Origin of the sequence: Parabacteroides sp. PM6-13 (assembly GCF_029892605.1) — a bacterium.
Taxonomy (GTDB): Bacteria; Bacteroidota; Bacteroidia; order Bacteroidales; family Tannerellaceae; genus QVMG01.
This window is the reverse complement of the sequence record NZ_JARXWF010000001.1, coordinates 304,630-325,827: the sequence shown is the minus strand read 5'-3', so window position 1 is coordinate 325,827 and position 21,198 is coordinate 304,630. Positions and strand designations below refer to the sequence as shown.

Here is a 21,198-nt window from a genome sequence, read left to right as displayed (position 1 = left end):
CGACTAATAATAAGAACTGAAAAAAGAGACAAGAAGCGTCAGGAAGTGCTCTGTTTCGCAGGCAAGCGAAGGGTAATGAGATAGGTTGCGCACCGGCGACGGAACAGAGGCGATCTTTCGGCCTCGCCGGGAGCTATCGCCGCGAAGCACGGTGTGCAGGATATCCAGGTTGGTATTGTGTAGGAGTGTGCCATGGAAAAGCTGACGTTTCGAGGTGGCATACGAAGCCGTCCCCGATACCTTATAGCCATCCACCAATAGTTCGTTGCGCTTTCCGGCTTCTGCTCGGATACCGAACGAGGCCAGGGCGTCGATGATGGGGAGCAAGGGCTGACTGTCTAAGATGGAAATGGCTGTGCGATTGGAGATAAAAGCATAGTTGATATTGCCCTCGTCATGATAGACGGTGCCTCCGCCCGAGATGCGCTGAAGTACCGGGATATGGTGTGCACGGCAGAAGGCGGTATCGACCTCGGCCTCGATCGCTTGGTTGCGCCCGACAATAACCGATGGCGCGTTGATATAGAACAACAAAAAGTCCCCCGCAGGCTTCTCCAACAATTCTCTTTCCAGCGAAAGATTATAGGATGGATCGTGCGAGGGACTTTTTATAATTTGCATACCGTTATGGGTTTATACCACGTTGAATGCTTTACGCAGCGCTTCGACCTCTTCTTGTGAGATCGGCTGCAGTTGACCCAACGGAGTGGCCATAATCAGTGATTTGGCTGTAAACTCAGCTACCTCCAGGCGGTCGAACGTATTGATTAGTTTATCACCCGTAACGACTACCGAGTCGTTGGCAATCAACACACAGGGAACGCTCTTCAGTGTCTCGGCAATTTGCTTGTTTGCCTCATACTGCACACCGAAAGGAGCAGTCGGCACATCTTTGAGCATGATCCAGCTTTCCGGAATGGTGCGCACATCGAACTTCGCACCCGACGTGCTGAAAGCCATCAGGTTGGGCGACTGCGTAAGGATAATGGAGTTGATATGCGGATTCATGCGATAGATGATGTCATGCAAAGCGATCGAACGGCTGGGATGTTTGCCGGTCTCCACCAATCCGTCGCGAACCTGGACAATATCCTCCAAGGCCATATCCCAACGGGGAACACCCGAGGGAGTGATCAGAAAGTCATTGTCGCGCCAGCGCACAGACACCGTTCCGTATGAGCTGATCATCAAGCCCTGGTCGCAGGCGCGGCGTACCATTTTTACGATCTCGGCACGGATTGCCCGTTCATCCGAGGGATAAACGGCATTCATGAAATGCGGATATTCAGCCGACAGCGCCTTGTCGTGCAATGCGATCTGTTCGTCTGTCAACGTATTGGCTCCGCCCAGTATCTTTGCATTCAACAGGGTACGGGCAGAGAACTCCAATGTCTCAAAGCGTTGGTAGGCATCTTCCATATCTTCCCCGCAGAGCACAACGCCATGGTTCTCCATGATAACAGCTTTGTAGTCGGGATTATCCTTAAACTCCTTAGCGATATTCTCACCCAGTTTCTGGCTTCCCGGCACGGCATAAGGTGCGAAACCAATCTTACCGCAAATGCCTCTTGCCTGCGGGATGATGTTGGTGTCCGGAATCTGATGCACGATACTGAAAGAGACCAGTGCGGGCGGATGCGCGTGGATCACGGCAGTCATGTCGGGACGCATGTCGTAGATCGCTTTATGGAACGGAAACTCCGAGGAGGGCTTATGAAGACCTACGATGGTGCCGTCGGCTTTGACACACATAATGTCTTTTGCTGTCAGTGCTCCCTTGTCGATCGAGCCGGGTGTAATCCATATATCTCCCTGTTCGTCTTTGATGGAGATGTTACCACCGGAAGTGGTGGTCATGCCACTGCGATAGATACGCCCGATAATCAGGGTGATCTGGTCGGCAGGATGCATAAGCTTTGTATCAAGCTGTTTCATTGAAATAAGTATTTAGTCCGACAATTTGTCGGCGTTAGCCAATAGGTAATTTTCCGCTTCAACGCTCCACAAGCCTTTGTTGCCTTCGCACAGCTCGTGCAGGTGTTTGAAGACAGGGTTTGTTTCTCCCTTCTGCGCAAAGTCTGCGATGGGAGTCAGCGGCATATCGATATGTGTATAGATCAGTTTCTTGCCGCCGGGTATCTGGGGCAGGTTCATGGTGGTGTCGATCACGGCATTCAATCCGCCGATATGGGTCACCAATCCGGCCGGGTTCAGTCCCTTGCACATCAGATCCAGGGCTTCGACCATATCGCTGGTGTTGCCGCCACTGGTAGCAGCTACGTGGGTCGCGGCATAGTGGATGTTGTAGAAGTTCAACGAAGCGCGGAACTCGGGGTTAGCCGGTCCGGCAAAGAAGTTCAGGCAACCGTCGTGCGAAAGGATGGCGTCGGCCTGTTCCACCACCGGTGTAACCGGAGCAAACACAAACACATCGTTATACCCCTTACCGCCGGTCAAGGCGCGAAGCTCGGCTACCACATCCTTCATGGTTGCCGTATTGATATAGCGCAGATCGATACCATCTTTGGCCGCCTCTTCCACCGGGCACAACATAGCCGCCCGATCCAGGCGATCCTGGTCGATATCGGTCACGATCATCAAGCCCGGTTTGCGGTCGCGATGCAACAAATATTCTATCGCCGCCATACCCATCGGGCCCGCTCCGGCGAGGATAGCCAATGCGCCTCCTTCGACAATGTCCATCTTATGGATATAGGAGCCGGGAGATGTGTGGTAGTTGGCATGAACCGCACCGATCACACAGGAGAGGGGTTCGGAAAGTGACGCTGGGAAGAAACCTTCGCCGGTGTACTTCAACAGGCAATTCAATTCCATCACCTCGCGTGGAATAATCACATAGGTGGCATCGCCGCCCACAAATTCATACGAATAGCCGGGAGCGCTCAGGACACCGACCGGACCATTTTCGTAATTCAACGCCGGCTGGATAGAGAACTTATCGCCCGGAGCGAATTGATCTTTCCAACGGGCTCCCACCTCTACCAGTTCACCGGAGAACTCATGACCGATGATAACCGGACGCTCGGCAATGTTGCGCGGCACCCGTTTGTGGACATCCGCTTCATGCGTAGCTTTATAAGACGACATGCAGATGCTGTCGCATACCACTTTGGCCAGGATCTCGTCCTCTTTAATCTGCGGCAACTCGAACTCCTCCATGCGCAGGTCGTTCTTACCGTATAATCTGATTGCTTTTGTTTTCATATGGATTGTTTTAATTCATCATAACCTGTCCGCCGGTCACAGGGATAGCCTGTCCGGTTTCACAGGTCTGTTCGATAAGATACAGGATAGCTTTCGTCACGTCTTCCGGGCTGGTTCCCTTGCCCATCGGTACCTGAGCCATGTAGAAGTTGCGCACATCGTCGATGGTCTTAGCCCCCGGCACCTTGCCTGCGCGCAGGTATTGTACGAAGAGTCCGTTCTCCGGATCCGACCAAAGCGGGCCTTCGTAGAAGTTTCCGGGGCATACCGAATTGACCTTGATACGGAAAGGCGCCAATTCGAGGGCAAACGACTGGGTGAGTCCGATGCCGCCAAACTTACCGCCGGCATAGGCGAAGTTGGCTTTCGAGCCTCGCAGTCCCGACTTGGAATTGATCTGGATAATATCGCAGTAATTGTCGGCCTTATATCGGTTTTGCAATTTCATCACGGGCGATACCGCCTTGGCGCAATAGAAGTAAGCCGAGTAGTTGATCTTCGTAACAAACTCAAACACTTCGGGCGTCATATCCTCTAATCCGCCTGCGCGCAACACACCGGCATTGCTCACAAACACATCCAAGCCACCGAAGGCGCAAAGGGTTTCATGTACCAGATTGTCTAAACTATTTGTGTCTGCTACATTGGTCTTGACGAATATCACCCGGTTGCTCTTCGCCGAAGCGTTCAGACGCACGGCGGTTTCACGACCTACCTCTTCGTTCAGGTCGGCCACCACGATATTGGCGCCCTGGCTTACCAGGCAGGCAGCGATTCCTTCCCCAAAACCCTGGGCGGCACCGGTCACGACAATGGTTTTGTTCTCCACACGACCGGCGGTTGCTCCGGCGCTTACCTTGCGGCGATAGTTCTCCACTTCCCAATTGTCGATAAAGTCGATCTGCTCCTGCGTCATCGGATGTTCACCTCCGAAAGAGGCGGCAAACCAGGCAATCTGCATGGCATCGTTGAATACCTCGGTGATGATAGCCGCTCCGGCAGCATTGTCGCCTACGGCAATCATGCCAATGCCTTTGATCAGGATGACCTTAGGGGTATAGCCAAAGCGGGCAATGTATTCTTTTATCTGTTGTTCGATTTGATCGAGGTCGGTGGTTTCCGAATAGATATAATTCGATTTGCAATAGACGATAATATCCGGTGTGAACGGGCGACTGATCGCTTCTGCCTTCTCGGCAGAGCTGAGGAAGTATTCTAACACGGAAGAGTTGGTCACCTTCAATGTCTTCAATCCCTCGCTGCTAAGCATCATACGGATAGCCGGAATAATCTCTTTCATGCAGAGACAAACCGGTTTTTCTTCCTCCGGAAGCATTTCAACTATCCGGGAGTTGATGGTTGCCAACACATAGTCGTATTGCTCTTTGATCTCTTCAATCGTTTCGGCACCTACGAATATGCCATGATTCTGCAAGAGGATAATAGCCGGTTCCGTGCCATGAGCGGCTTTGAATGCCTTGATGCCGTCGTCGACCTTCTTAAACAACACATACCCCGGATCGGTATAAGGGATATAAAGCGCTTTGTCGCCAAACAGTTGAAGGGTCATCTCCTCGCAGTTTTGCGAACACATCAACGCATTCACCAACGTAGGATGCAGGTGTACCACAAAGGCGGCGCTGATCGCATTATGCATCGAGGTCTCGACACTCGGGCGGCGATCTTTGGTGATACAGGCTGCTGCCAGGTCATTTTTTACCTGTTCTTCGCGTTCGGCGGTATCCGCGCTGTATTGTTTGTCGGAAATAACCTGCAACCGGGCACGATCCAATACGGCAAATCCCTCCTCCGTGATGGTGGCGAGGGAAGAACCACTGGCTTTTACCCAGAGTTTGTCTGCCGTTTTGTAGGAGGTATTGCCTCCGCCGGCAATCACATATTCTTTTTGCCCGCCGTAATAGCGGGATATTTCTATCAATTGTTCAATCGCTTTCATGATTATTTTCCGATTACTGCTTGAATAAGTCTGTCTCCCAGGGCTACATACTCGTCGCGGTTGGCTACATCGGCCACGCCTTCGGTATTCAGATAGCCCTGGCCATTCTCTTTATACAGCGCCTGATGTGCTGCAACAAGGCAGGCACCTTTGTAATTGATCTCTTTCAGGAAGTCGGTCAAAGGAGCTCCTCCACGCGCAAACAATTCGATCGGTTCCATCGCCGGCGTATTGTGTTCGCTTCCGAGTGTCACCACAAATCCTTCGTCCCACAGATAACGCACATACTTTTCGAGTACCTCTACGCTGTTTCGTGTCGTGATAAACTCTACACTGTAGATACCACGCTGGCGCAGGGTGGCAACCGCTTTCGGCAGATCTCCTTCAAAATCGGTGAATCCCCCTTTTGCGTCATCAGCCAGGAACGGATAGGTCGGTATGCCTCCCGCCGCGCGAATGATGCGACACACATTCTCCAGAGGCAGGAAAGCCTTCGGGTCTTCGGCTACAAACGCTGCACCTCCCGCCTTCAACAGGTTGCCCCGGATCTCATTCTCCACACCAGCCACATCGGTCACCTCCGATTTCAGGGCTTTGCCACCGAATAATTGTTCGAAGCAAGCTTTGATCTGGTCTGCATCCTGGTTGAAATGTGCATACACAGCCAGGCGAAGGGCCTTGGCCAGGTGGCGTTCCCGGATATTTCCTTTGGTCAGATTCTTCTCTATCTCTTCAATATCCAAGGAGAAACCGGCGTTGTTTTCTGTCAGCAGATCATTCAGTTTCCCGCACATGGCTTTCACCTGTGCGTTGGATTCGTTGACTACTCCTGCCAATTGCGAAGCGTAGGGCTCCGGCAACTGGGGCGGACAGGCCAATCCTTTGCCGCTGATATAGGTGCGTCCCGGGTTGTTCGGGTCATTCACCCGGATGCCGTTTTGCTGATCTTCCTGTTGCAGGCTGATCAATTCGATATTAAACAACGGATAGAGCCTGCGCGCGGCACATCCTTCCTGCCAGGCGCTGTAGCCATCCATCGTGTAGAAGTCGTTGATCCCAACGACCGGTACCTCTTGGTCGCGCGCCATATCCAACGCCTGATCGATGTTGTCGAAAGCGCTGAAGGAGTAGGGAGTATGCAGGTGGGCATTGACATTTGCCCACCTTATAGATTGATTACTACGATCACACATAATATATTAGCCCATTAAATACCGGCTTTCGCGCGGCGTATTTGTTCTGCGTCCGTGAAATTGCTGGTCGGAACATGTCCTTTCAATGGCACGATCTTCTCATGGATCGCGTCGATGATCCAGCTTGGTTGCGGGAAGAAGGCATCTTCTAACTCATAAGCCGGCGTGATCCAATTGCGTGAACCTACCACAACAGGAGGCGCATCTAAGTAATCGAAGCCCAGTTCGGTGATATTGCGTGCCAGGTCATTGAGGAAGGAACCGCGGGTCGAGGCATCCGAAGCAATCACAATGCGTCCGGTCTTCTTCAGCGATTCCAATACCGGTTCGTAGTTGAACGGTACCAGTGAGCGGGCATCGATGATCTCTGCGCTCATACCATATTTCTCTTCCAGTTCCTTGGCGGCATCCAATGCGCGATAGAGCGTAGCGCCGATGGTCAGGATCGTGATGTCTTTACCGGCACGTTTCACGTCAGGCTCGCCAAAAGGTATTTCATAGTAGCCTTCCGGAACGCCACCCTCGTGGAACATTTCTCCTATCTCATAGATACGTTGGCTTTCAAAGAACACCACCGGGTCGCTACCCTGCAAAGCAGCATTCATAAGACCCTTCGCGTCGTAAGGAGTCACCGGGAATACCACCTTCAAGCCGGGAATATGAGCCACCAGGGATGTCCAGTCCTGTGAGTGCTGCGCACCATATTTCGAACCGACCGACACACGCAGTACGATCGGCATCTTCAACAGGTTACCACTCATCGCCTGCCATTTAGGCAACTGGTTGAACACCTCGTCGCCGCAACGACCCAGGAAGTCGCAATACATGATTTCCGGAACGACCCGTCCACCGCACATCGCATAACCAATAGCCGTTCCCACAATAGAGGCTTCGGCAATCGGTGAGTTGAACAGGCGGTGATAAGGCAATGCTTCGGTCAATCCGCGATACACGGCAAACGCACCACCCCAGTCACGGTTCTCTTCCCCGTAAGCCACCAGAGAGGCATCTTTGTAGAAGCGATCGATCAACGCTTCGAAGATACCGTCGCGCAATTGGTATTGTTTCATTTTAGAGACAGGCTTACCCTCTTTATCGGTCACAAAGCGTACCTTGCCGGCAATCTGTTTCACACGTGGATTTTCTTCCATCGGATGGTTCACCTCGGGTGTGGCATCCGAGAAGGAGTCGATCGACTCGTTTGAGAAAGTCATGGTTCCCAACAATTCCGGATTCTTCTTCAGATCCATGCGGGGAGACAATTCATCGTCGATAGCCAGTTTGAAGGTATCGAACATCGTATCTTTGATCTCTTTCCAGATGGCATCCAGATCGTCTTGTTTGGCTATGCCGGCTTCGATCAGTTCTTTTCCGTAAGCCACGATACAGTCATTGGCTTCCCAAAGTTCCATCTCCTCTTTGGTACGATACGAGGAGGCATCGGAAGGAGAGTGTCCGCTATAACGATAGGTCAATACATCCAACAATACCGGGCCTTCACCCTTTTCGATCAGTTCTTTCTTACGGCGATAGGCATCGATCACCGCCAACGGATTGTATCCATCGACGCGTTCGGCATGCATCTGCTGCGGATTCACCCCCGCACCGATGCGGGCAGCCACTTCGTAGCCCATGGTCTCGCCACAGGTCTGTCCACCCATACCATATTGGTTGTTCATGATATTCAATACGAAAGGCAATCCACCTTTCATATCGCCTTCCCACAGCTGAGTAAACTGGTCCATCGCCGCGAAGGTAAGTCCTTCCCAAACCGGACCGCAAGCCATTGAGGCATCACCCAGGTTGGCAATCACCAATCCTTTCTTCCGGTTTACCTTCTTATAGAGAGCCGCGCCCACGGCAATGCTTCCGCTACCACCTACGATGGCATTGTTCGGATAGATGCCAAACGGCGTGAAGAAGGTGTGCATACTTCCGCCCAATCCTTTGTTGAACCCTGTCTCACGGGCAAAGATCTCCGCCAATGCTCCGTAAAGCAGGAAGCGAATAGCCAGTTCTTTGGTCGAGCCGGAGAAGTTTTTCTTTACCACATTGACGGTCGCTCCGTTCCAGAAGTCATTCATGATCTTATCCAGTTCGGCATCCGACAGCTGCTCGATCGAGCGCAATCCTTTTGCCAGGATCTCGCCGTGGCTACGGTGTGAACCGAAGATATAATCATCTAATGTAAGCGTATAGGCCATCCCTACGGCAGCTGCTTCCTGGCCAGCCGACAAGTGAGCCGGTCCCGGGTTGTTATATTCTACTCCGTTATATCCGCCGGTTGTTTTCACGGCATGCAGCATGGTTTCAAACTCACGGATCACGACCATATCGCGGTAGATGCGTACCAAATCTTCTTTGGTGAAGTTTTTAGCATCTAACTCCTCTTTTACGTTTTTATCATACGCGTTTACCGGTATCGGAGAGAAAGTTACCTCTCCTTTTGCTCTGACCTTCGCGGGGTCAATAAATTGTGCTTTAGGCATCTTTTTTAATTAAGAATTAAGAATTATGAATGATGAATTTTCAATGAAGAAAGATGAATGATGAATGAAGAATGGAAGTCAGAAATCCATTCTTCATTCTTTATTCCTCATTCTTCATTCAAAAAGATTGTTTCTTTGAAGATTTCTGAGACAGTCGGGTGGGGGAAGATTACCTCTTCGAGTTCCTTGACGGTCATCTCCTGTTCGATGGCGATGCAGGCACCGTAGATCATTTCGCTACAGGGGTTGCCTATCATATGAACACCCAATACCTGTCCGTATTTCTCGCCTACTACCACTTTGCAAAGACCATTTCCGCCTTCGTTCTCTGCTACGAAACGTCCGGCGTAGGCCATCGGCAGTTGCAGTTCTTTGGCTTCGATGCCTTTTGCTTTGGCAGCCTCGATGGTCAAGCCTACGCTGGCTACCTCCGGATTGGTGTAGACCACACCCGGCACAGCATCGTAGCGCATCACGTCTTTGCGCCCTGTCAGGTTGTTGACCACCACTTCGCCTTCCCGGCTGGCGGTATGTGCCAACATGGAGAATCCGGTCACATCACCGGCGGCATAGACACCCGGCACGTTGGTGCGCATCTGGTTATCCACCTTCACCGCTCCGCGATCCAGTTCAACACCCAGGTTTTCCAGTCCGAAACCGGCGGTTACCGCGCGGCGTCCGACACTGACTAATATCTTATCGCCCGAAACGGTCTGTTCGTTTCCTTCGGGATCGAGGTAATGCACGGTGTTTCCATCTACTTTCACCACTTTGCAGGAACAATTAAAGCGTACCCCTTTCTTGGTATATACCTCACGCAACATAGCGCTGATTTCCGCATCGATACCGCCTAATATCTCCGGCAACATCTCGATCACGGTCACTTCCGTTCCCAAGGAATTGAAGAAGCTGGCAAATTCCATACCGATCACACCACCGCCAATGATAACCAACGACGAAGGTTGCTCTTTCATCGCCAGGATCTCGCGGTTGGTCAGAATCACTTCTCCCGCCTCTTTGATTCCTTCGATCGGAGGAACAAAGGCTTCAGAACCGGTACATAACAACAGGTTGGTTGCTGCATATTTCTCTTCGCCGCAGGTGATTTCCACCCCTTTATCGGAGCGTCCGTCGATAAAGGCCTCGCCTTTGACTACTTCCACGTGGTGGGCTTTCATCTTCGCACCCACACCGGCTACCAGCTTGCGCACTACCTTGTTCTTGCGGGCAACGATCTTGCCATAATCAAACGTCACCTCACCGGCTTTCACGCCATACTTGTCGCCATTCAATGCTGAATCATAGATCTTCGCGCTGTAAAGCAATGTTTTCGTAGGCACACATCCTTCGTTCAGACATACGCCACCCAGTTCGCGTTTCTCAAAAAGAACCACTTTCAGTCCTTTGGCACCAGCGCGTTCGGCTGCTACATAGCCCCCGGGACCTCCGCCAATAATTGCTAAATCAAATTGTTTCATAAAGCCATTTGTGTTTTTATAGTTCGACATTCAGGTTCTCAATCTCAATAGCGATCTGCTTCAGGAAGCGGGTCGCTTCGCCACCGTCTAAGGCCCGGTGGTCGTAAGTAAGGCTTAAGCCCATATAAGGTACGAAGGCATAGACGCCACCACCCAGATCTTTCGGGCGGGGAACAATGGTGTTAACCCCCAGGATAGCCACCTGCGGCAGGTTGATCACCGGCGTAAACATCTCGACGCCATAATTGCCCAGGTTAGACACCGTGAACGAGGCGGCAGCCGGTGACAATAGGTCGGGGCTGATAGAGCCTGTTTTGCAGGCTTCGGCTACCTCTTTCAGGCGGGTTGCCAGTCCCTGAACAGACAGGTAATCGGCATCGCGAACAACGGGAACCATCAGGCCGCGATCCGTATCGACCGCCAGTCCCAGGTGTACATGGTTGAAAAGACGCATACTGTCGCCTTCGAAATGGGCGTTCACCTGCGGGAATTGTTTCAACGCCCAGACAACGGCAAAGCAAACCAGGTCGTTGATCGTTACATTCAGTCCGTTGGCCTTGGCTACCTTCCGAAGTTCCATGATGCGTCGCGCGTCTGCTCCCAGGTGATGGGTCAGCTGGGCGGAGTTTTGCAACGAAGCATGCATAGAGCGTGCAATCAGTTTACGCATATTGGTTAAAGGTTTCACAACGCTGTCGCCATCGCCCATAGCCGGTTGAGCGGCTGTAGCGGAAAGACCACTGCTGCGTACCATACCCGCCAAACCGTCGCCTGTTGCCGGAGCGTGCAATCCACCCTCTTTGATCATGGCTTTGGCCAGTGGGGTGGTGCGTGGTGAGGCGCTGATGGCAGCCTCTACATCGTCGGCAATCACCCGTCCGCCGGGGCCTGATCCTTTCAGTGCGGCCGCATCGATCGCGTGTTTGTCGGCCAGGGCGCGTGCCCGGGGAGAAACAGCAGAGGCGGTAGATGAATAGGCGATCTGCGGTTGGGGAGCTGCTGCCTCTTGCTGAGGGGCTGCAATTGTTGTCTGTGGCTTCTCTTCTACAGCTTCCACCGTGGCCGGTGCTCCCGCTTCGGGACTCAATCCTTCGATCGATTCGCCCGGCTCGCCAATGACCAATACATTCACTAAGACGGGAATTTCATCCCCTTCATTAAAAAATACTTCCAGGATTTCGCCCGCTACCTTGGCCTCTTCTTCAAAAGAGGCTTTGTCGGTTTCGTAGGCGAACAATACATCGCCGATGGCTACTTTGTCTCCTTTCTTCTTTTTTAGTTCGGTCAGTATACAACTTTCGACCGATTGGCCCTGCTTGGGCATGATTACTGCTGTTGCCATATTTCTTTTTTTTATGTGTTTGTTTTTTTTGTTGTTGTGCAAGCCTTTAAAGCCTTTCATGCATTTAATGTCCACAAAAATACAACAATTATTTATATTTACAAGTAATAGCTGATATATTTAATTATAAGGATATTACACTTGCTTATTTGCTTTACAAGTTGTTAACTTGTATCGTTTTGTTTTGGTGTTCTTCCGGTTAAAAATTATCTTTGTCAAAAAACAAGTTCCATGCACGAATTACCCCGCTATAGAGAGATTTACGAAGCGCTTCGGCGTCAGATAGCCGACGCTGTTTTTGTTTCCGGCGATCTGTTGCCTTCTGAAAATGAGATGTGTCGTGTCTATGATGTGACTCGCCCGACTATTCGCAAGGCGCTCGATTTGTTGACGAAGGATGGCTTTATTGTTCGCCACCAGGGAAAAGGGAGCATTGTGAAAGGCGCCCCTAAGGAGATTGGTATCCTCTCGCTCTCGAGTACGACGTCGGCTATGGATGGTACGCGCCTGCAGACATCGATCATCGTAAAGCCGGAACACCGGGAGTGGAACGAGGCCTTTGCCTATCCCATCAGTGAAGAGGAACAGCAGGCGGGGTGTATCTATTTTGAAAGGGTGCGTATATTGAATGGTGAGCCGGTTATTCTCGATATTACGATGTTGCCGGATATAGGTCTGCCGCGCTTTACGGAATATAATTTGGAAAACGCCTCCCTTTTCGATCTTCTTCGTACGCAATATAAAATTACAGTAACGGGCGGCATTCAGCAATTATTTGCTATCAGCGCCGACAAACGAACTCATTCCCTTCTGCAGATACGCCAGGGGCATCCGGTGTTGCAAGTGAACCGGAGAATAGAAACCAATCGCCCGGGATTTTACCTCTACAGCCAGATTTTTTGCGTCACCAGCAAGTACGGACTTAGCGGCACTTTCTGAAAAAAATCTCAACATGACATTTTGCTATTTCAGCAGGTTTTTTTTTATTCTCACCCGCATGAGAATTTTTTCTCACGCGGGTGAGAATTTTTTTATATGCTTTTGGGGACGTGAGAAATGTTCCCAAAAAGTGTGAGACGCTGTCTTTTTACGGCATGCAGCCTTTTGGCTGTTTTTTGCATCACCTATAATAAGAGGTGGATTTTTCTGTCGGATTTGGTTAAAGTATCTATAAATTAGAGCCAATCCCATAGTAATTCACTATATTTGTATAATATAGGATGCGTCTCAGCATAGCTCAAGCCAGCTTGGTTCTGCATTCGTTGTATCGATAGAAGCCGACTCTTTGGGAAGGTATTAAACCAAAAGAGGAATTATCAGTCAAACAAGTAACGTTAAAAGATTCATTTATTAATAGAGGAGAATAAGAATATGAAACCCATGAAATTGACATCATTATTAGTAATGCTCCTGATAGCCTTCAGTGCGTCGGCTCAGGGAGAATTCTTCGACGATGTATATTTCTCTTCCAAAAACAAAAAGGCCAAGAACACTGAAGTTGAAGCGAAGAAGATTGTGCAGCCGAAAGAAGAAGTAGTATATGTAGCAGCCACGACTACCACGGCCGCTCCCGCCAGCAAGAGCGGTGAGCGTGATGTAGACGAATACAACCGCCGCTATTCCAATGCGGATATGGAAGAAGCCTATTACTATGAGGACGAACTTCCTTATGAAGACGATCCGGTAGTAGCTCAGCAGGAACGCCGTTCCGATACGGAATATACCGAACGGATCATCCGTTATCATTCACCCAGTAAGATCTCCATCGTCGGAGCCGATCAGGTAGACCTTTACCTGAGCGACGGCTATTATGGCTATGGATATGATACCGACTATTCCGGTGGAGGAGCGAATGTGAGCTTCAATATTAATATTGATAATGGCTGGGGAGGTTGGGGATACAACTATTGGGATTCCTGGTACTACGGATTAGGCAATCCCTGGTATTATTCCTCCTGGCACTATCGTCCTCATATGCATTGGGGATGGAGCTGGGGCTGGGGAGGCTATTATGGCGGATTGTACGATCCCTGGTTTAGCCCTTGGCATTATGGAGGCTACTACGGTGGCTTTTACGGCAGCTACTACGGTGGATATCCTGGCGGTTATTATGGCGGTTGGGGACACAACCACTATTATACGAACCATTACGTATCCAACCGTAACCATTACAGCAACGGACGTGCCTCTTATTCCAGAGGAACAGCCTCTCGTTCTACTGATCGGGTAGGAACGGCGAGTGCCTCAGCATCACGTACGGGACGCCAAAACGCGACCTCACTACGCAGTGATAACAACAGAGCTACGACAGCTACACGGGAGAGTGTAGGCACAACCACCGGACGGACAACCACCCGCGAAGGTGTAAGAGGTGCCGGTAACAGAGCCGGTGGAAGCGAAAGTACGCGGGTAGGTACCAGTACCGGTACGACAACCCGTCAGAGCGCTACTCAGTCAACGCGTCAGAGCAGTAGCCGTCAGAGCAATGCAACTGCTGCTCCATCCAATAGCAGTCGCACACGGGTATCGTCAAGCCGTTCCGCTTCGACAACCACCCGCCAGTCGGCCACCTCTTCTTCTACAAGCAGAAGTAGGACGAATAATAGTAGCACCTATAACCGCTCAAGCTCCAATTCAAACTCTTCACAACAGAGAAGTACCTATAGCGCACCTTCTACCTCTCGTAGTTCCTCCAGCGGATCATTCAGCTCAGGAAGCAGTGGTGGCGGTAGTCGCTCCAGTGGTGCAAGCAGCGGTGGCGGTGGCGGACGTTCCGGTGGTGGACGTCGCTAAATACACCGTTCTGAGTTGATACGTGAAGATGGAAGTTGAATAAAAAAACAAAAGGATGAAAAGAATAAATCTTATAATAGCAGCGCTGACCCTTTGTGGCAGCGTTGCTTTTTCACAAAGTATGTTGGATGCTTATAAGTTCGGGCAAACAGATATGCAGGGAACAGCCCGGTATATGAGCATGGGTGGCGCTTTCGGAGCGCTGGGCGGAGACATCTCCGCTATGAGTGGCAACCCCGCCGGACTGGCTGTTTACAAGAGCTCGGAGGTGGTTACGACCCTCAATCTCTCCATGACCAATGCGAAAACCAATTGGCTTGGCGAGACCGATAGTAAGAACCGAACGAAATTTAATTTCGATAATATCGCTTATGTGGCCTACTTCCCGACAGGAAGAGACGAAGGGCTGGTGAGCTGGAATGCCGGATTCTCTTACAACCGGCTTAAGAATTTCAATCGTCACTATTATGCGCGAAGCGGGAATGGACTCCACACCTCGCTCTCCGACTATATAGGTGAACGGGCATACGGACTGTCGGCAGATATTATTGGTAAAGACTTTGCCTATGACGACCTGAATGACTGGCTGTCGGTGTTAGGCTATCAGGGAGGACTCATTATCGATACAGGCAAAGATGGAGCCGGCAAACAGACCTACGGAAGCATGTTTGGCGAAGACACCGGAAACGGTTGGCGTCCTTTCAATCTGGATCAGGCACGTTATAATGTGAGGGAATCCGGTTCAATCGATCAATACAATATCTCTTTCGGATTGAATTTTGCAGAAACATTCCTGTTTGGTGCTACGCTGAACGTAACAGATATCAATTACCAATTGAAGTCTTCCTACGATGAGTATTTCGCTGTCGACGGTAACGATTTCTACCTGGATAACGGATTGAATACCGACGGAAGCGGATATGGCATCAATGTGGGAGCTATTCTGAGACCTTGGGATTTTCTGCGTCTGGGTGTTGCTTATAACTCGCCAACCTGGTATAAGATGACCGATGTCTATTATGGAGAAGCCGGATCGTCTTTGACCAACAATGAATATCCGAACGGTGATGCTATTTCTAATAATTCCCCCAAAGGGGCTTATACCGATTATGAACTGCGTACGCCGGATAAATGGTTGTTCAGCGCGGCCTTCATCCTGGGTCAATATGGCTTGGTGAGTGTAGACTACGAAATGACCAACTATCGGAACATGAAATTGTACAACTCTTATGGCGAAGCTGGCGACTACCGCTATGAGAATCAGGATATTCGCGATAATTTCAAGGCAGGCGGTACGTTGCGCATCGGAGCGGAAGCCCGTATTACCCCGCAGTTTTATGTACGTGCCGGTGGATCGTTTACCAATTCGCCGATGAAGGACAAATTGAAAGACGGCGATGTAGAGATCTTTACCGTAGGGACTATGCCTCATTATACAATCGATAAAGGAAGAAACAGCTTCTCTGTTGGATTCGGTTACCGTTTTACGCCGCAGTTCTATATGGACATGGCCTGTGTATCTACGGCTTACAAAGAAGATGCCTATGCTTTCTCCAGCATCATCCTCTACGACGATAATAATGTTCCGACTAAACTGATCGAGGCACAGCCGTTGTCGCTAAAGACCAGCCGTACGCAGGTTTCCCTGACAGTGGGATATAAATTCTGATTATTCGGAAAACAAATAGGAAGAAGGCCGGCATTCGATACAAACGAATGGCCGGCTTTTTTTATTTAGTATGCTGTTAAATTGCCTTTCGTTAGCGAAATGCCTACCTTTGCAATGGTTTTTAATAGGAGATTAGCGCCATGGTTAAAGCGATTTTTTTTGATATTGACGGGACACTCGTCAGTTTTCAAACACACCAAGTCCCTGCTTCGACGCGGGAGGCTATCAGCGCGTTGCGCGCGAAAGGCATCAAAGTTTTTATTGCGACAGGACGCCATATGCGGGCGATCAACAACCTGGGCGATATGGAGTTCGACGGCTATATCACCATGAACGGGAGTTATTGTCTGAAAGGCAAAGATGAGGTGATCTACCGCCGAGGAATCCCGAAGGAGGATATACTGGCTATGATCGATTACCAGGAAAAGGTGGAGAATTTCCCCTCTGCCCTGGTGCAGGAGAACGCCATCTGGATGAATTATTCAAACCAAGCGGTGGAAGAGATCTTTGAGCTGTTGAAGTTCTCAGATATTCCGCTTCGCCCCTTGCGGGAAGTAGCCGACGAAACCGTCTATCAGGTGATCGCCTTTTTCCAGAAAGAACAGCAGGAGCGTATAATGTCGGTCATGCCACATGCGGAAGCGACCCGCTGGAACCCTATGTTTTCGGATGTTGTTCCGCACGGAAGCAGCAAAGCGGTAGGCATCGATAAAATGCTCGAACACTTCGGGATTGCTTTGGAAGACTCCATGGCTTTTGGCGATGGTGGCAACGATGTAGAGATGTTGCAACATGTACCGATCGGTATCGCTATGGGAAATGCCGAAGAAGAGGTGAAAGCTATTGCCGACTATGTGACCGACACAGTCGACAACGATGGTGTACTAAAAGCGCTGAGGCACTTTGGGGTATTGTGATTAGTGATCAGTGATTAGTGTTTAGTGGTCAGTGATTAGTAGATTGACAAAATAAAATAAACGCGGAGAAAGTGAGTTGGTTAGACTCTTCTGTTCTCCGCGTTCTCTATTTGTAGTGATTGGAATCGTTATTCGATAATCTCAACCCATCCATAAGGATCCGGTTCATCTCCGCATTGGATTCCCGTCAGTTTCTTATAAAGTTTCGTACATACCGGCCCCGGTTTGTTATCGGTTGTGAAGATATACGACTTGCCTTCGTCCAGGTCGTCGACTTGTGAAAGCGGCGTAATAACGGCTGCCGTGCCACATTCCGCTGCCTCTTCAAAAGTAGCCAGTTCTTCAAACGCTACCGGACGGCGCTCGATGGTCATACCCATATCTTCCGCCAGTTGCATCAGGCTCTTATTCGTGATCGAAGGAAGGATGGAATTCGACTGCGGCGTGATGTAGCTATTCCCTTTGATAGCAAAGAAGTTGGCAGGGCCACACTCGTCGAGGTATTTCTTTTCTTTCGGATCCAGGTAAAGCACCGCGGCATATCCCTTTTCTTTCGCCAGCTCACCGGCTGCCAGGCTGGCAGCATAGTTACCACCCACCTTGATGGTTCCTGTTCCATAAGGAGCCGCGCGGTCGTATCCGCGCATCATGCACACCTTAGAAGGCTGGAATCCTGTCTTGAAGTAAGGACCCACCGGAGTAACAAAAACAATAAACATATATTCGTTAGCCGGTTTTACGCCCACCTGTGCACCCAATCCGATCAACAGCGGACGGATATACAGCGAAGCGCCGCTCCCGTAAGGAGGCACAAACCGCTCATTCAATTTGATCACTTTACGGATTGCCTCCTGGAATTTATCCAAGGGAAGCTCAGCCATTTTAATGCCCTGGCTGGAAGACTGCATGCGTTTTCCGTTTTCATCCATGCGGAAGACACGTGTCTTTCCGTCTTTGCCTTTAAAGGCTTTCAGGCCTTCAAAGGCCTCTTGTCCATAGTGTAGGCAGGTAGCCGCCATGTGGATGTTAATGATCTCGGAAGAAGAGACTTCCAACTCGCCCCATTTCCCATCCCGGTAATAACATCTCACGTTGTAGTCGGTTTTCATATAACCGAACGAAAGGTCTGACCAATTAATATTTTCCATAATCTTTGTAAGTTAGATTGTTATGGCAAATGTAAGCTATTTCGGGGTAAATTGGTTACTTTTGCTGCAAATTATTATCATTATGAAAGAGAATAAGGCAGAATGCAAAGTTATTGATTTGATCAACAATCATAAAGGAACAGCTTTCTCCTTTGAGTTGCTTCCTCCACTGAAAGGAAACAGTATCAAGAAAGTATATAGTGTGATCGATAAGCTTTGGGAATTCGACCCTCAATATATCAATATCACGTCGCACCACAGTGAGCCGATCTACAAAACGCTATCTGACGGACGCTTCGAACGTGTGAATATCCGCAAGCGTCCCGGGTCGGTCGCCATTGCGTCCGCCATCCAGAATCGCTACGGTATCCCGGCTGTGCCACATATTATATGTAAAGGATTCACCAAAGATGAAACAGAATACGCCTTGATCGATCTCAACTTCCTGGGTGTCTACAACCTGTTATTGCTTCGGGGCGACACAAAAACATTGGATCCCAACCTGAATCCGGCGGAGTATCACGACTATGCGATCGATCTTCAGAAGCAGGTGAATGACTTCAACCGGGGCGTAGCCGTCGATGGCACCCTTTTTGAAGCCAACGAAACACCCTATTCATACGGTATGGCTTGCTATCCCGAGAAGCATGAAGAGGCACCCAATATGGATTCCGATATCCATTACCTGAAAGAGAAGGTAAAGAACGGTGCGGAATACCTGGTTACCCAGATGTTTTTCGACAATGCCAAGTATTATGAGTTTGTGGATCGTTGCCGGGCAGAAGGTATCACGGTGCCAATCATCCCCGGCATCAAGCCGGTGGTGTTACGTAGTCAGCTTACGGTATTACCGAAAATATTCCGGGCAGATATACCCGAGCCTTTCGCGACAGAATTGCGCAAATGTAAAACAGATGAGGAGGCCAAAGCTGTTGGAGTGGAGTGGTGTATCGAACAATGCAAAGACCTGATCGCCCATGGCGTGCCCTGCCTGCATTTTTATTCTTTCCTGGCCACCGAAAGCGTTTATCAGGTGGCGAAAGCAGTCTTTTGATCAGTGATTAGTGATCAGTGATTAGTGGTTAGTGATTAGTGATTAGTGGTTAGTGATTAGTGGTTAGTGATCAGTGATTAGTGTTTAGTAGTTAGTGGTTAATTTTACTAATCACTAACCACTAACCACTACTCACTTTTTTATCAGATCCCCAGCGATGCCTTGATCTGTTCGATCTTTTCGTTGGCATCCTTTTCAGCTTGCGGGATATCTTCTATACGATTGATTTTCGCATGCACTTCGCAATAGAACTTAATCTTCGGTTCGGTTCCGGAAGGACGGATAGATACTTTCGTTCCGTCTTCGGTGAAATACTGCAACACATTCGAGGTTGTCGGCATATCTAATGTCAACGTTTCATTATCTGCGTAGCTATAGCTTTTCAGCGTACCGAAGTCATTGAAGAGGCTGACTTTTGAGCCGGCGATCTCGGTCAACGGGTTTTCCCGGAAACGCTTCATCATGGCTTCGATCTCTTCCGCGCCGCTCTTTCCTTTCTTCACCACAGAGATTCCCTGTTCTTTGGAATAGCCATACTCTACATAGATCTTCTGCAGTAATTGGTAAAGCGTAACGCCCTGGTCTTTGGCCCAGGCAGCTATCTCTGCCAAGAGGGCACAAGCCGAAATGGCATCCTTATCGCGCACAAAGTCTTCCGCCAGGAAGCCGTAGCTCTCTTCACCACCACCGATATAACTCTTCTTGCCTTCATTCTTACGCATCACATCAGCGATCCATTTGAATCCGGTATAGACATCATACATCTCCACGCCGTTCTTTTCGGCAATCGCGCGGATCGTCTCTGTCGTAACGATGGTCTTGACAATATATTCCTTTCCTTCCACCTTGCCCAGCTCTTTCCAGCGGGTGATCAGGTAATAGAGGTAGATCATACAGGTCTGGTTACCATTAACCAATACCCATTCGCCTTCATCGTTTTTGATCGCAGCGCCTACACGGTCGCCATCCGGGTCGGTCGCCAATACCAGGTCGGCATCGGTCTCTTTCGCCTTCTCTACCGCCATGGAGAGAGCTGCCGGTTCCTCCGGATTCGGCGAGATCACCGTAGGGAAGTCACCACTCACCACATCCTGCTCGGGCACATGAATGATATTGGTAAAGCCAAACGCCTTCATCACCGCCGGCACCAGTTTCACACCTGTGCCATGGATCGGCGTATAGACGATCTTCATGTCTTTATGGCGGGCAATTGCTTCGGGAGAAAGAGAGATAGAGGTCAAGGCGTTCACGTATTGTTCGTCGATCTCATCACCGAGAATCTCGATCAATTCCTTGTTTCCTTTGAATTTAATATCCGAAGCGTTACGGATCTTATTCACCTCGGCAATCGTATTGCGGTCGTGCGGAGCAATCATCTGCGCCCCGTCATTCCAATAGGCTTTGTAGCCGTTGTATTCTTTCGGATTATGTGAAGCCGTCAGGATAATACCACTCTGGCATCCCAATTTACGGATCGCATACGACATCTCCGGTGTCGGGCGCAGGTCTTCGAAAAGATAGACCTTGATGCCGTTGGCCGAGAAGATATCGGCAGAGATCTCCGCAAACAGGCGGCTGTTGTTACGGCAATCGTGTCCGATCACCACCTTTATTTGCTCCAGATGAGAGAATTCACTCTTCAGATAGTTGGATAATCCTTGCGTTGCAGCGCCTACGGTGTAGATGTTCATCCGGTTCGACCCCACGCCCATGATACCACGGAGCCCACCGGTGCCAAATTCCAGATCCTTATAAAAACTTTCGATTAATTCCGTTGAGTCGTCATTGTCGAGCATGGCCTGAACCTGTGCACGTGTTTCCTCGTCATAACTTTTACTAAGCCATCCTTGGGCTTTGGTTCTCACCATTTCAAGCAAATTATTATTTTCCATATTGTAATATTTAACATATAGTTCTTTCTAAAAAAACGAAG

At 49.8% G+C, this 21,198-nt stretch carries 15 protein-coding genes; 5 read left to right on the top strand and 10 right to left on the bottom strand.

Annotated features, from left to right (window positions below; translation table 11 throughout):
• Positions 1 to 3: 3 nt before the first annotated feature.
• The 8 genes from M2134_RS01280 to M2134_RS01245 form a co-directional block, all read right to left on the bottom strand.
• Positions 4 to 621 (bottom strand): biotin/lipoate A/B protein ligase family protein, encoded by a 618-nt coding sequence (locus M2134_RS01280; protein WP_280749590.1) that lies wholly within the window; start codon positions 619 to 621, stop codon positions 4 to 6.
• Positions 622 to 633: 12 nt separating this feature from the next.
• Complete coding sequence (locus M2134_RS01275; RefSeq protein ID WP_280749589.1) at positions 634 to 1,935, bottom strand: class II aldolase/adducin family protein; 1,302 nt, start codon at positions 1,933 to 1,935, stop codon at positions 634 to 636.
• Positions 1,936 to 1,947: 12 nt separating this feature from the next.
• Complete coding sequence (locus tag M2134_RS01270) at positions 1,948 to 3,225, bottom strand: zinc-binding dehydrogenase (protein ID WP_280749588.1); 1,278 nt, start codon at positions 3,223 to 3,225, stop codon at positions 1,948 to 1,950.
• A gap of 10 nt (positions 3,226 to 3,235) precedes the next feature.
• Positions 3,236 to 5,182 carry an SDR family NAD(P)-dependent oxidoreductase gene (locus tag M2134_RS01265; RefSeq protein WP_280749587.1) on the bottom strand — a complete coding sequence of 649 codons (1,947 nt, stop codon included), beginning with the start codon at positions 5,180 to 5,182 and terminating at the stop codon, positions 3,236 to 3,238.
• Positions 5,183 to 5,184: 2 nt separating this feature from the next.
• Complete coding sequence (locus tag M2134_RS01260; protein WP_280749586.1) at positions 5,185 to 6,375, bottom strand: hypothetical protein; 1,191 nt, start codon at positions 6,373 to 6,375, stop codon at positions 5,185 to 5,187.
• Between the two features lie 14 nt (positions 6,376 to 6,389).
• Entirely contained in the window at positions 6,390 to 8,864 is a 2,475-nt protein-coding gene (locus M2134_RS01255) for an alpha-ketoacid dehydrogenase subunit alpha/beta (RefSeq protein ID WP_280749585.1), read from the bottom strand.
• A gap of 107 nt (positions 8,865 to 8,971) precedes the next feature.
• On the bottom strand, positions 8,972 to 10,342 hold the full coding sequence (lpdA, locus tag M2134_RS01250; protein ID WP_280749584.1) for a dihydrolipoyl dehydrogenase: 1,371 nt from the start codon (positions 10,340 to 10,342) through the stop codon (positions 8,972 to 8,974).
• Positions 10,343 to 10,358: 16 nt separating this feature from the next.
• Positions 10,359 to 11,684, bottom strand: a complete 1,326-nt coding sequence (locus tag M2134_RS01245; RefSeq protein ID WP_280749583.1) for a dihydrolipoamide acetyltransferase family protein — start codon at positions 11,682 to 11,684, stop codon at positions 10,359 to 10,361.
• A 231-nt stretch (positions 11,685 to 11,915) separates the two neighbouring features.
• Between M2134_RS01245 and M2134_RS01240 the strand changes: the two genes are divergently transcribed.
• From M2134_RS01240 to M2134_RS01225, 4 genes are all read left to right on the top strand, one after another.
• Positions 11,916 to 12,623 carry a GntR family transcriptional regulator gene (locus M2134_RS01240; RefSeq protein ID WP_280749582.1) on the top strand — a complete coding sequence of 236 codons (708 nt, stop codon included), beginning with the start codon at positions 11,916 to 11,918 and terminating at the stop codon, positions 12,621 to 12,623.
• A gap of 432 nt (positions 12,624 to 13,055) precedes the next feature.
• Positions 13,056 to 14,477 carry a hypothetical protein gene (locus M2134_RS01235; RefSeq protein WP_280749581.1) on the top strand — a complete coding sequence of 474 codons (1,422 nt, stop codon included), beginning with the start codon at positions 13,056 to 13,058 and terminating at the stop codon, positions 14,475 to 14,477.
• A 55-nt stretch (positions 14,478 to 14,532) separates the two neighbouring features.
• Positions 14,533 to 16,146, top strand: coding sequence for an outer membrane protein transport protein (locus M2134_RS01230; RefSeq protein ID WP_280749580.1), 1,614 nt, complete (start codon positions 14,533 to 14,535; stop codon positions 16,144 to 16,146).
• 140 nt (positions 16,147 to 16,286) lie between these two features.
• On the top strand, positions 16,287 to 17,063 hold the full coding sequence (locus tag M2134_RS01225) for a Cof-type HAD-IIB family hydrolase (protein WP_280749579.1): 777 nt from the start codon (positions 16,287 to 16,289) through the stop codon (positions 17,061 to 17,063).
• Between the two features lie 128 nt (positions 17,064 to 17,191).
• On the opposite strand, the gene M2134_RS01220 is transcribed toward M2134_RS01225, so the two are convergent.
• Positions 17,192 to 18,211, bottom strand: coding sequence for a branched-chain amino acid aminotransferase (locus tag M2134_RS01220; RefSeq protein ID WP_280749578.1), 1,020 nt, complete (start codon positions 18,209 to 18,211; stop codon positions 17,192 to 17,194).
• An 82-nt stretch (positions 18,212 to 18,293) separates the two neighbouring features.
• Between M2134_RS01220 and M2134_RS01215 the strand changes: the two genes are divergently transcribed.
• Positions 18,294 to 19,265: a methylenetetrahydrofolate reductase gene (locus tag M2134_RS01215; protein WP_280749577.1), complete on the top strand. Its 972-nt coding sequence runs from the start codon at positions 18,294 to 18,296 to the stop codon at positions 19,263 to 19,265.
• 143 nt (positions 19,266 to 19,408) lie between these two features.
• Here M2134_RS01215 and M2134_RS01210 read toward each other — a convergent pair whose 3' ends face one another.
• The gene (locus M2134_RS01210; RefSeq protein WP_280749576.1) at positions 19,409 to 21,157 is read right to left on the bottom strand and encodes a phospho-sugar mutase; all 1,749 of its coding nucleotides are present in this window, start codon (positions 21,155 to 21,157) and stop codon (positions 19,409 to 19,411) included.
• Positions 21,158 to 21,198 lie beyond the last annotated feature (41 nt).